This is a genomic window from Streptomyces albidicamelliae (assembly GCF_025642175.1).
Lineage (GTDB): Bacteria > Actinomycetota > Actinomycetes > Streptomycetales > Streptomycetaceae > Streptomyces > Streptomyces albidocamelliae.
The window spans coordinates 550971-563165 of the sequence record NZ_CP106795.1; the positions used below are offsets into that span (position 1 = coordinate 550971).

The window sequence follows — 12195 nt, forward strand, 5'->3', positions numbered from 1 at the left end:
CCGCGCCGACGCGGGGCGCCCGGGCCGGGGCGCCCCTCAGCCGTCGGCGGGCATCACCCGTACGACCTTCCCCTTGCGGTCCGCCTGGAGGTAGCCGGTGCCGTAGTCGTCGCTCAGGTACACGGCCATGCCGTCGGGAGTGCCGAAGGCGTCGTCCGCCAGTTCCAGCACCAGGTAGCGCGTCTTGGGGTGGTCGACGTTCAGCTTCTTCTCCGCCTCGCGGATCAGCGCCGGGACCGCGTCCCAGTCGAATCCGTCGAGGGTGATGGCGGCGTCGCCGAGGGTCAGCTTGCCGTGGATGATGCCTTCCTCCACCTCCTGCCCGGGACGGTAGGTGTACGAGTCGTACTTGGTGTCGCTGCCCTTCACCATCACGTCGGCGGAGACGTACTCCGGGTACACCGTGAGACTGCCGAAGCGGTCCCGCCCGGTCGCCTTCTTGATCGCCTCGACGGCGGTGCGGATGCCGTCCGGGGTCAACAGGCTCTTGCCGGTCGTCTGTTCCTTTCCTGCCGGAGAGGCGGAGACCCGGGCCGGCCCGGTCGGTGTCGCCGCCCCGGTGGTGGCGTCGGCGGAGTGCGAGGACCCCGACCCGGAGGAGGAGTCGTGGGTGCCCCCGTCCGGCCGCAGCGTCCACATGAGGGTGCCGGCGAGCGCCACTCCCACGACCGGCACGGTCACCAGGGTCCAGCGCCGGCCGCGTCCGCGGCGCACGGGCATGGTCGTCGACCCCGGCCGCGCGTCCTCGGGACCCGGTACCACCGTCTGCCCCGTGCCGCCGTACGGCCCCGGGAGCATCACGGGCGCCGGGCCGAAGCCGTCCGCCGCCGTGGTGTGGCCGGGACCCGGCGCACCGGGCGTCACCGTCGTCGGGGCGGGGTGCGGTGGTTCGACGGGCGGCGGCCGCAGCTGGTACGACGTCGGCGGTGTTCCGGCGTCGCGGGCCGCGGCCTCCAGCATGCGCTCCAGCTCACCGGCGCCGGGACGTGCGGCGGGGTCGCGGACGAGGACCCGGGCCAGGACGTCGGTCAGCGCCCCGGCGTGGACCGGCGGCGGGATGTCCTCGCTGATGACGGCCGCGAGGGTCGCCAACGTCGAACCCCTGCGCAGCGGATGCCGGCCTTCCACGGCCGTGTAGAGCATCATGCCCAGCGACCACAGGTCGGAGGCGGGCCCGCCGTCGTGGCCCGAGACGCGTTCCGGGGCCATGTAGTCGGGGGTGCCGATCACCGATCCGGTCGCGGTGAGCGCCGTGGACTCGCGGATCGCCGCGATGCCGAAGTCGGTGAGCACCGGGCGCCCGTCGGGCCGCAGGAGCACGTTGGCGGGTTTCACGTCACGGTGCTGGATGCCCGCGGCGTGCGCCGCGCTCAGAGCCGCCAGCACCTCCCGTCCGAGCAGTGCCGCCTCCCGCGGGTCCATCGGCCCGCGGGCGAGGCGATCGGCCAGGGAGCCGCCGGTGACGAGCTCCATCACGATCCAGGGGAAGCCGCCCGTGCCGCCGTCGACGATGTGGTGGATCGTCACCACGTTGGGGTGGTCCACCCGGGCCAGGGCGCGGGCCTCCCGCAGGACCCGTTCCCGCAGCTGCCGCGCCGCCTCCGGGTCGTACTCCGCGAGGTCGGGGTCGGCCGGCCGGACCTCCTTGACGGCCACGTGCCGGTGCAGCATCAGGTCGCGGGCCAGCCAGACCATGCCCATACCGCCGCCACCGAGCCGTTTCTCCAGCTCGAAGCGCCCGTCCACAACCCGTCTGCCGCTGGTGTCGCTGCCCGCATCGCTCATGCGCGGGAGCATAGTTGTCGCCGCCGACACCCGTGGCACGGGCCTCGTGGCCGGGCGGGCGGCCCCGGCGCGCGGTCACCGTGCGGCGCTCGGTTCACCGGCCGGTCAGTCGCGTCCGTCGGTGTCCTCGGCCGTTCCCGGTTCGGCCATGGAGCGGTGCAGGGCGGCCTTCGCACTGTCCGGCAGGACCTTGTTCGCCAGGCCCTGGGCCTTCGTCCTGCATGATCGCGTCGTAGACCGGCTGGAAGGACCCCGGCATGGTGGCGGCGATGGAGGACGTGAACGCCATCCGGCCTTCACCCCTGGTGAGGATGTCGCGCAGCAGCGGCTTGGCGAGCCGCACCGTGGAGGCCACGTTCAGGTCGACGATCGCGAGGTCGTCGGCCAGGTCGGTGTCCGCGAAGGCACCGCCCTGCCCGACTCCGGCGTTGAGTACGGCGACGTCGATCCGCAGGCCGGTGGTGGCCGCGACCAGCTTGTCCACTCCTTCCGGCGCCCTGAGGTCGGCCCGTACGGCGCGTACGCCGGCGCCGGACTCGCGCAGCCGTTGCGCGGCGTGGTCGAGCCGGTCGTCCTCCGCGTTGATCAGCAGGTCGAAGCCGTTCTCGGCGATCCGACCGGCCAGTTCGTATCCGATTCCGCTCGATGCCCCGGTCACCAGGGCGAGCGGCCTGTCATCGTCCATGACGTCCGAGTGTCCACCGTTCCCGCGGCCCAACCGCGGGAGGGTGAGTCCGGGTCCGGCCCTCGTGCCGTGGCCACTCAGGGGCGCCGGACACCAGCGCGTGGGTCCGGGCGAGCGCCGGCTCGACGATCAGCGGTGGGTGCTGGGAGCCGCCGGTCTCGCGGACGCCTGGGCCGGACAGCCCGGTCTTCGTCGGCCGAGCGGGGGCTCGGCGGCGCGGTCGAGCGGTACGAGCGGCACGCGTGCCCGTTCCAGCCACTCCCGGTAGGCCGGAGCGTCACGGGCCACCGTCCAGTACGACTCCGCCAACTCCTGGTAGACGTCGTCCAGTTCGGCCTCCGTACGGGCCGCGAGCAGGAGCCGTACGCCGATCGGGTCGCCCTCCAGGGGACGGATCGCGAGATCGGGACGGGGGTGGGCGGTGGGCTGGCTCACCGTGACCACCTCGCCGGTGGCGGCCAGCGAGTACGCGGTGAGATAGTCGCCGTGCAGCATCTCCGACTCCAGTCCGGCCGCCCGGAGCGCCCGGCACAGGGCGTCCCACTCCCCGTCGACCGTGGAATCGACCATCCAGCGGTCGCCTGCCAGGTCGCTGAGCGGAACCTGCCGACGGGCCGCCGCCGGGTGGTCCGCGGCGAGCGTCACGAACTGCGGCTCCCGCTCGACGAGGACGCGCAGGCTGAGCCCGGGCGGTATGCGCAGCGGACTGCCCTCGACCTCGTGCACGAACGCGATGTCGAGCCGTCCCGCGGCGACCATGCCGAGCAGGAAGTTGGCGGAGACGTTCATCTGGAGGGTGGGTTCGATCCGTGGGACCCGGGCCCGCAGCAGACGTAACCAGCCCGGGATGGCCCGGCTCGCCGTGGCGCCGATGCGCAGCTGGAAGCCCCCGGCGGCGCGGGCGGCCGCCGCCCTGGTCTCCGTGACGATCGCGGCGAACTCCGCCACCAGGGGCCTGGCGCGGCTCAGTACCGCGAGCCCCAGCGGGGTGGGCCGGCAGCCGGTCCGGGCGCGCACGAAGAGCGGGGCGCCCAGCGCATGCTCGATACGTCGCAGCTGCGTGCTCAACGAGGGCTGTGCCAGGCCGAGTTGCCGTGCCGCCTTGTGCAGGCTGCCGGTGTCGGCGATGGCACAGAGAACGCGCAGGTGCCTCACCTCCAACTCCATGGAGGGAGCGTAGGGCGGAGCGGGTCGGTGCACCAGATGTTCAAGTTCCAACGAATACGGACGAGTCGGCCGAGCCGGGCGGCGCGAGGGGCGAGCCGCCCGCCGATAGCACCGGGCTATCCCCAACTGCCATCATCCGCAGTCCCGTTGGACTGAAGGAGACTCCAGGGCAACCGATCGTTCAACCCCACAGGACGAGAAGGAGCCCCCCACATGGCTTCGTTCCCCATGCCCGACCGGCCGAAGAACTCCAGGAGACTTCTGGCCCTCGCGCTCGGCCTGGGCCTGGCCTCCGCCGCGCTCGGCACCGCGACCCCCGCGAGTGCCCGGAGCGCCGCCGAGGCCCCGGCCCGCACCTCCGCCGCCGGCTACGTCGGTTCGGCCGAGAGCTCCGGCAACAAGGCGTTCTTCGACGCCGTGCTGAACTCGGTGGCGAAGCGGCAGGCCGCCCAGCCCTCCCTGAAGGTGGTGACCGTCTACTACAACGCCTCCCAGGCGCCGAGCTTCCGCTCCCAGATATCGAGCGCCGCGTCCATCTGGAACAGCTCCGTGTCGAACGTCAAGCTCCAGGCGACCTCGGGCGGCGCGGACTTCGCCTACTACGAGGGCAACGACTCACGCGGCTCGTACGCGTCGACCAACGGCCACGGCAGCGGCTACATCTTCCTGGACTACGCGCAGAACCGGCAGTACGACTCGATCCGGGTCGCCGCCCACGAGACCGGTCACGTGCTGGGTCTGCCGGACCACTACAGCGGCCCGTGCAGCGAGCTGATGTCGGGCGGCGGCCCCGGCACGTCCTGCACCAACCGGTACCCGAACTCCACGGAGCGCGCCCGCGTCAACCAGCTCTGGGTGAACGGTCTCGCCAAGGCCGTCGCACGGCTGAGCAAGACCGGCTGACCCAGGTGGACGAGGCGGACCGGCCTCAGGCGCCCGCCGGTCCGCCCGCCGCGGTCCGGACCGCGGCGCCGACCGTGGTCCGTACCGCTGCCGCGGGAACGGCCGGGGGCGGTCCCACCGGCCGTTGCGACGGCATGGCCCCGGCCCCACCGGCCCTACGACGGCAGGGGGCCGGCCCATCGTCGCCTGTGCGACAACGATGGGCCGGCCCTGGTGCGTCCGGGAAGGCTGGGGCGTCCTGGTCCACCGGTGGACATGTCGGACCGCGTCCGTGGACGGGTCAGAACCGTCCGCTGGTGAGGCGGGTGAGCGGTCCGTGCGTCTGGCGCTCGGAGCGTCGCCCCAGCGCGTAGGACGCGGCGGTCCACGCCGTGAGACCCGCGCCCACACCGGCGGCGATCATCTTGCGGTGGGCGATGACCGTCCAGGCCGTCTTGGCCGTGGCCGCGACCTGGCCGGAGGCCGTGATCAGCGCCTGCCGGCCCGATTCGACGCCCTGGGCCGCCGTACGGGCGGCCGCGCTCGTCGCCCCGGCCGCACGCTCGGTGCCGGCCTTCGCGGCCGACACGGCGCCGTCGGTGGTCGTCGCGGCCTTCTTCGCCGCCCGGCCGGCCGGTGCCGTCGCCTTGTCCGCCGTCCGCCGCGCCTTGGACGCGCTCTCGCGCACCGCTGCGGACTTCCGGCTCGAGTCATCGTTCGATTCAGTCATGGACTTCGCGTTGCCCGCACCCGGCGGGACAAACGTGGGACCGCCGAGCCGGCCCGGTATGCCACCTCTTGCGTCCCTCCGGGCTACTCCTGCGCCTCCGGCCGGAGTTGTTCCTCCTCGGTGGCCAGGCCGGCGGGGCGCCGACCGCGCGGCTGCTGCGGCTCGGGACGGGCGGTGGCGGGCGGCACCGGGCGCTCCACCGGCGCTCCGGCGGTCACGGTGAGCGGCTCCCCGTGGTGCAGCACCTCCAGCGGTTCGCCCTCCACCAGCCGGTAGCGCACGTGGGTGGGCCCGATGTCGACCTTGAGCCGGCGGCCGCGCATCAGCACGGTGAACGCGACCCGGGAGAGCGCTTCGGGCAGGCGGGGCGCGAACCCGAGCAGGTCCGGCCTGCCGTCCTCGCCGATGTGCCGGCGCATGCCCCCGAAACCGGAGACAAGCGCGATCCACGTCCCGGCCAGGGAGGCGATGTGCAGACCGTCGCGGGTGTTGTGCTCCAGGTCGTCGAGGTCCATCAACGCGGCCTCGCCCAGGTACGCGTAGGCCAGCCGCAGGTGCCCGGTCTCGGCGGCGAGCACCGCCTGGCAGCAGGCGGACAGTGAGGAGTCGCGGACGGTCAGCGCTTCGTAGTAGGCGAAGTTGCGTGCCTTCTGCTCCTCGGTGAAGGCGTTCGGGAACTCCAACATCGCCAGGACCACGTCGGCCTGCTTGACGACCTGCTTCCGGTACAGGTCGAAGTAGGGGTAGTGCAGCAGCAGGGGATAGTTCTCGGGCGGGGTCGCCTCGAAGTCCCAGCGCTGGAAGTGGGTGTAGCCGGCGGACTGTTCGTGGACGCCGAGGGTGTCGTTGTACGGCATGGCCATGCGGGCCGCGGCGTCCCGCCAGACGGCGGACTCCTCGTCGTCGACCCCGAGTTCCGCGGCCCGGTCGGGGTGGCGCGTGACCGCGTCCGCCGCGGCGACCAGGTTCTGCCGGGCCATCAGGTTGGTGTACAGGTTGTCCCGCGCGATGGCGCTGTACTCGTCGGGTCCGGTCACCCCGTCGATGTGGAAGACGCCCGCGGCGTCGTGGTGCCCCAGGGAGCGCCACAGCCGGGCGGTGTCCACGAGGAGGTCGAGTCCCTCGCCCCGGTCGAACTCCTCGTCCCCGCTGACCATGACGTAGCGGACCGCGGCGTTCGCGATGTCCGCGTTGATGTGGAAGGCGGCCGTCCCGGCCGGCCAGTAGGCGGAGCACTCGGCGCCCTCGATCGTCCGCCAGGGGAACACCGCTCCGGCGAGCCCCAGTTGGCGGGCGCGCTCACGTGCCGCCGGCAGCGTTCCGTGCCGCCACCGCAGTGCCGGCGCCACGGCCTCCGGTGCGGTGAACGTCAGCAGCGGCAGGACGTAGGACTCGGTGTCCCAGAAGGAGTGCCCGTCGTAGCCGGTTCCGGTCAGGCCCTTGGCGGGGATGGCGCGGTTCTCCCCGCGGGCCGCGGCCTGGAGCACGTGGAAGAGGGCGAACCGCACCGCCTGCTGGATCTGCGCGTCGCCCTCCACCTCGACGTCCGCGCCGGCCCAGAACCGGTCCAGGTAGGCGCGCTGCGCGGCGACCAGCCCGTCCCAGCCGGTGCTGACCGCGGCCGCCACCGCTCCGTCGACCTGATCGTGCACGGCCGGCAGGGAACGCTCGCCGGACCAGCCGTAGGCCACGAACTTGACCAGGCGCAGCGGCTGCCCGGGCTCTAGGTCGGCGGTCACCGTCAGACGGCTGACGTCGGGCTCGCACTGGGCCGTCCAGCGGGTGCTTCCGGGGCCCTCGACGAGATGGTCGGCCGCCGCTCCGACCCGCAGCGCGCTGGCCTCGGTGCGGTGCACGAGCCGGAGCCGGGTGTCCTGCGCGAAGTACTCCTCGCCGACGAGCGGTGACCTGGTGGCGGCGGCGACGCGCGGATCGCCCGCGATGGTGGGCAGTTGCTCGTTGGCGACGAGTTCGGACTGCACGGCGACGCTCGCCGGTCCGTCGACCGGCTCGACCTCGTAGACCACGGCGGCCACCGCCCGCTGGGCGAAGGACACGAGCCGCCGGGAGGTGATCCGGACGGTGCGGCCGCCGGGTGAGGTCCATCGTGCGGTACGGCTGAGCACACCGGTCCGGAAGTCCAGGACGCGTTCGTGCTCCAGCAGTTGGCCGTAGCGCAGGTCGCACGGGTGGTCGTCAACCAGCAGGCGGATGATCTTGCCATCGGTCACGTTGATCATCGTCTGGCCGGACTCGGGATATCCGTAGCCCGCTTCGGCGTACGGCAGCGGGTGCCGCTCGTGGACGCCGTTGAGGTAGGCGCCGGGCAGCCCGTGGGGCTCGCCCTCGTCGAGGTTCCCGCGCCAGCCGATGTGCCCGTTGGACAGGGCGAACACGGACTCGCTCTGTGCGAGCACCTCCAGGTTCAGCTCGGTCTCGCGCAGGCACCACGGCTCGACCGTGAAGCTGGGATGTGTGATCACCGCGACTCCAGGAGTTCCGCCAGGTCACGGACCACCATGTCCGCCCCGTGGGCCCGCAACTGCTCCGCCTGGCCGACCCGGTCGACCCCGACCACGACGCCGAACCGGCCTGCCCGTCCGGCCTCGACACCGGCCAGCGCGTCCTCGAAGACCGCGGCGGCGTCCGGCTCGGTGTCCAGTCCGCGGGCCGCCTCCAGATAGGTGTCCGGGGCGGGCTTGCCGCGCAGCCGGCGGTCGCGGGCCACGACGCCGTCGATCCGCTCGTCGAACAGGTCATCGATACCGGCCGCCGCCAGGACGTCCCGGCAGTTCGCGCTGGACGACACCACCGCGCAGCGCAGACCGGCCTCGCGGACCGCGTGCACGAAGCGGACCGACCCCTCGTAGGGCTCCACCCCGGCCTCGCGGATCCGCCGGAGCACCAGGGCGTTCTTGCGCGTCCCCAGACCGTTGACGGTCTCCGACTCCGGGGGGTCGTCCGGCGATCCCTCGGGCAGGTGCACCCCGCGCGCGGCGAGGAAGGTGCGCACCCCGTCCTCGCGGGGCCGTCCGTCCACGTACTCGTCGTAGTCGCCGACCGCGTCGAAGGGCACGAACGGCGCGCCCTCGCGGGCCGCGCGCTCGCGGAGATAGCCGTCGAACATCTCCTTCCAGGCGGCCGCGTGCACCTTCGCCGTCTGGGTGAGCACCCCGTCGAGGTCGAACAGGCAGGCCCGGATGTGGGGAGGTAGCCGTAGCATGCCGCCGAGGCTAGGAGGTGCGGGCGTCCGACGGCGGGGCGACACCGTCCGGCGGGCGGGAAGGCACCCGCTCGGTCCACGTCAGGGGGGCGGGGCCGGGACCTCGCCGAGCGGGCGCCGGTACGTCAGACCGGGGTGGCCGGAGAGCCGTGTCTCACCGACGACGGTGAACCCGGTCTTGACCAGTACCGCCCGGGACGCGGGGTTGTCGAGTCTCGCCGCGGCGCGCAGGTGGGTGAGTGCGTACCGGTCCGCGGCACGGTGGCAGAGTGCCCGCACGGCCCAGGTGGCCAGGCCACGGCCCGCCGCCCGTTCGGCGATCCGGTACCCGAGGTCGGCACCGCCGTCCGCCACGTCCACGAGATTCACCCGCCCCAGTACCTCGCCCTCGCCGCCGAGCAGGACGTGGAAGTGGCAGACGCCGGCCTCCTGCTCGGCGAGCAGAGCACGGAGCCGTTCGTCGAACCGTGTGAAGAAGTCGTCCCCGCGGTCGGGAACGGATCGCGCGAAGTAGGCCCGGTTCTCGCGTTCGAAGGCGAGGAGTGCGGGGGCGTGGCCCGGGTGGAGCAGTCGCAGCCGCGGCGGGGGCTGCGTCATGGGAGATCAGGGCCGACGGGCTCGGACTCGGACCGTGCCGAGGGCAGGGGGTGGGAGGTGGTCCGGTGGCGGCCGCGGAACTCGGCCAGCAGCTCGTCGGTCGCCTCGGCGCCGGCGCTGACGGCCGCGTGCACCTCGCGGAAGTAGTTCTCGTAGCCGGCCGGGGTGTAGAGACAGAGGGCGCGCGCGACGACCGGTCCCGCGTTGCGGAAGCCGTGCGGGGTGCCGCGGGTGGCGGCGAGGAGATGGCCCGGGCCCGCGGTCACCTCGCCGTCGCCGGTGTGCAGGGTCAGCTCGCCTTCGAGGACGTAGAAGTACTCGTCGTGCCCTTCGTGCACGTGCGGTCTGGCTCCGACGGTGCCGGGGGCCAGAGCGAACTCCTCGAAGGCGAACCGCCCGCCCGTGTGCTCCCCGGTGAGCCGGAAGAAGTGCGCGACACCGGCGACGTCGATGAGCTCACCGTCCCCCGGACGGCGCAGCAGCGGAGCGGCGGGCATCCGGGAGGGGTCATCGGTCATCCCGGCATTGTGACGCAGGGCGGGGGCGGCGGTCAGGTGAATTTTCCCGGGGTCCGCGCATCGACGTGCCCCTCCCGCACCGCCCCCGGCGATCACCCGTACAGGGAGCGGGCTCCCGGGCTGTCGCCCTTGAAGCGCTGGCCCGCGGCGATCTCCTCGCCGACGATCGACCAGACCGTCTCGTCGTCCTGGAAGGGGAGCGGGTCGACGCGGCTCGTCTCCTGGCCGATGCGCTCGACCTCGCCCTCCAGGCGCTCGAAGTCGGCTTCCTCGTCGGCGTCGTCGCCGCTGAAGGTGAACTCCTCCAGCAGGCGCTGGAACCGGAGGGTGACCTGGACGAGGGAGGAGACGTCCGCGTGGAGTTCCCGCACGGTCTCCTCGTCGGCGTCGAAGGCGTGCACCGTGCCGGAACCGGGGTCCAGGGCGAGGTGGGCGTTGAGGAGCCAGCCGATGACGGGCCATTCGCCGGCGCCCTCCGCCGCGTCCTCGAAGTCCTCGACGTCGACGACGTCCTGGACGAGGGGCAGCCGGCCGGAGTCCTCGTCGGGCTCGCGCAGGTGGAGCGTCCCGGTGGGGACGCCGACGGTCTGCAGGAGGCGGGCGCCCTCCGTGTCCGCGGCGGAGGGCGGGAAGGCGGTGGCGGGCACGGTCGCGAGCCGGTCCTCGCCGAAGATGTCGGCGAGTTCACTGCGGGTGACGTCGAAAAGCACTGGCGGAACTCCGAAGTCGGCGGCGCCACGGACGCCGTAGGACATTCAATGGATTCTCAAAGGGATTCTTACGGGACGAACTTGTTGTCCGAGGGCGAGAGGTTCATCACTGTATCAGTGCGTCCGCCGGAGACACCGTGCTGGTCCCACTGGTCGTGCAGCCATTTGACATAGGCGCGGTGCTCACGGTCCTTCTTGTATTTGCTGAGCTCTTGGCCGTTGAGATCCTTTTCGGACTGGTCGTATTTCGAACTGTGGGTGACCTGAAGGTCGTCGGGGAATTCCCTCGCGAGATACTTGTCGCATTTGGGATTCTTCTGGCAGGGCTCCCGTTCCGTGTACAGCTCATGGACGTTGCCCTCGTGCCCGTTCTTGATCAGCGGGTGCCCGATGGACCGTTCGGAGTGGGCCTCACCGCTGGCGCCGACCAGGATGAAACGGTTCCCCTTGCCGTCGTCGTGCAGCGCCGAGGCGTAGTTGCCGCCGGGTACGTAGGAATCGGGGCGCTCGGTGCGGTTGGCATAGCGGCCGAGCTGAGCCGCGCGAGCCAGATCGGTGGAACCGGGCGCGACCTTCGTGGAATTGACCGTGCCGTTGGCGGGCTTGCCCTTGCGCTGCTTCTCGCCCTTGTTGTTCCAGGGGTACCAGGCCTTGTCGCCGAGTACGTCGTTCACTCCGGACGAGTCGGTGTGATGGACGGGGCTGGTGGTCCCGTCGTGGTGCAACTGACGGATCGAACCGTCGTCGCTGAGCAGGTACATGGGCGTGTCGTCGTCGTGCTTGGCCTTTTTGACGTCGACCTTGTCGGCCTCGTCGCCGACATCGTGGTCCTTGCGCTTCTGGTGCCGGGAGGCGGCCTTCACCCGGTCCGGGATGGTGTCGGTGACGTGGTCGCTGACCTTCTTGGCGGCCTTCTCCATGCCGTCGATGGCATCCTCGAGAATGCCGTCGAACGCCTTGGTGAAAACGTCCCTGCCCTTGGTCCTGCCGAAGGTGTGCTTCGACTTGCCCAGATGGATCCGGGACTGGCTGCCCAGGTCGCTGCCCTGGCGGGAGACATGACCGGCGCCTTCCTCGAACTCGGTGTGGTCGATGACCGTCTTCTTGCCCCCGCTGCCGGAGCCGCCGCTGTCGGAGTCGCCCGCCGAGGCCAGTTGCATACCGCCCGGGTTGTCACCGGGGTTGAAGGCGCCCTCGGCGAGGTCGAGGACCATGTCCGAGATGAGCTGCTGGAGTTTGCCGGTGACGGGCTCGGTGACCTTCGCGATGAGCGCGTCGACTATCTGGTCGACCGCCTCGTCGACGAGCCGCTTCACGATGGTGCGCATCAGCGCGATCTCACCTGCGGCGGCCGCGGCGGAGATGCCCAGGGTCAGCGGGGCGGCGGCGAGTTCGGCCACGATGGTGCCGGCCAGTACGGCGAGTTCGACACCCGCCTTCACCTTCATGCCGCGGATGATCTGGCCGACCCCGTCACAGGCGTCCGCGAACAGCCGTGCCACCTCGGGGATCTTCTCCAGGTGGTTGACCTTCACGTGCGACCAGTGCTTCTGCATGGACTCTACGGCCCAGCCCTCGGAGGAGGAGAGGATGCGGGTCACGGCTTTGTGCGCGTTGCCGCTGTGGCCCTCGAACTGATCGGCGAAGTCCCGCATGGACGTCGCCATCTCGAAGTAGTCGTCCTCGTCGACGTTGGGCCAGTTGACCCCGATGAGGTCGAGTGCCTCGTCGATGATGCTCGGCAGTACCAGCCCCATGGCCGCGCGCTCCGTCCCCCGTCGACTACTGCGTCTCCCGCTCCCCCCAGCAAAGGAGAACGTTGTCAGGTACACAAGGGTAAACCGGCCGCGTCACGAGTTCGTGACAAGGGTCCCATCCGACGGTGACGGCAACGGAGT

At 71.7% G+C, this 12195-nt stretch carries 10 protein-coding genes and 1 pseudogene; 1 reads left to right on the top strand and 10 read right to left on the bottom strand.

Features of this window, described 5'->3' with window-relative positions:
* Positions 1-36: 36 nt before the first annotated feature.
* From N8I86_RS02700 to N8I86_RS02710, 3 genes and pseudogenes are all read right to left on the bottom strand, one after another.
* Positions 37-1785: a serine/threonine-protein kinase gene (locus N8I86_RS02700; RefSeq protein ID WP_263276979.1), complete on the bottom strand. Its 1749-nt coding sequence runs from the start codon at positions 1783-1785 to the stop codon at positions 37-39.
* 105 nt (positions 1786-1890) lie between these two features.
* A pseudogene (locus N8I86_RS02705) lies at positions 1891-2470 on the bottom strand (SDR family NAD(P)-dependent oxidoreductase).
* 129 nt (positions 2471-2599) lie between these two features.
* Positions 2600-3637, bottom strand: a complete 1038-nt coding sequence (locus N8I86_RS02710) for a LysR family transcriptional regulator (RefSeq protein ID WP_263276980.1) — start codon at positions 3635-3637, stop codon at positions 2600-2602.
* Between the two features lie 213 nt (positions 3638-3850).
* On the opposite strand from N8I86_RS02710, the gene snpA reads away from it, so the two are divergent.
* The gene (gene snpA / locus N8I86_RS02715; RefSeq protein WP_263276981.1) at positions 3851-4540 is read left to right on the top strand and encodes a snapalysin; all 690 of its coding nucleotides are present in this window, start codon (positions 3851-3853) and stop codon (positions 4538-4540) included.
* 280 nt (positions 4541-4820) lie between these two features.
* On the opposite strand, the gene N8I86_RS02720 is transcribed toward snpA, so the two are convergent.
* The 7 genes from N8I86_RS02720 to N8I86_RS02750 all read right to left on the bottom strand — a co-directional run bounded on the left by N8I86_RS02720 (position 4821) and on the right by N8I86_RS02750 (position 12054).
* On the bottom strand, positions 4821-5249 hold the full coding sequence (locus N8I86_RS02720) for a hypothetical protein (protein WP_073895861.1): 429 nt from the start codon (positions 5247-5249) through the stop codon (positions 4821-4823).
* A gap of 83 nt (positions 5250-5332) precedes the next feature.
* Positions 5333-7732: a glycoside hydrolase family 65 protein gene (locus tag N8I86_RS02725; RefSeq protein WP_263276982.1), complete on the bottom strand. Its 2400-nt coding sequence runs from the start codon at positions 7730-7732 to the stop codon at positions 5333-5335.
* On the bottom strand, positions 7729-8472 hold the full coding sequence (locus N8I86_RS02730) for a beta-phosphoglucomutase family hydrolase (RefSeq protein ID WP_263276983.1): 744 nt from the start codon (positions 8470-8472) through the stop codon (positions 7729-7731). Before N8I86_RS02730 ends, N8I86_RS02725 begins: the two co-directional genes overlap by 4 nt.
* Before the next feature lie 81 nt (positions 8473-8553).
* Complete coding sequence (locus N8I86_RS02735) at positions 8554-9069, bottom strand: GNAT family N-acetyltransferase (RefSeq protein ID WP_073895855.1); 516 nt, start codon at positions 9067-9069, stop codon at positions 8554-8556.
* Positions 9066-9587: a cupin domain-containing protein gene (locus tag N8I86_RS02740; protein WP_123439146.1), complete on the bottom strand. Its 522-nt coding sequence runs from the start codon at positions 9585-9587 to the stop codon at positions 9066-9068. Before N8I86_RS02740 ends, N8I86_RS02735 begins: the two co-directional genes overlap by 4 nt.
* A 92-nt stretch (positions 9588-9679) precedes the next feature.
* Complete coding sequence (locus N8I86_RS02745; protein WP_073896739.1) at positions 9680-10297, bottom strand: SUKH-4 family immunity protein; 618 nt, start codon at positions 10295-10297, stop codon at positions 9680-9682.
* A gap of 68 nt (positions 10298-10365) precedes the next feature.
* A complete protein-coding gene (locus N8I86_RS02750; protein ID WP_073895851.1) occupies positions 10366-12054 on the bottom strand; it encodes a WXG100-like domain-containing protein in 1689 nt (562 codons plus the stop codon).
* Positions 12055-12195: the final 141 nt, after the last annotated feature.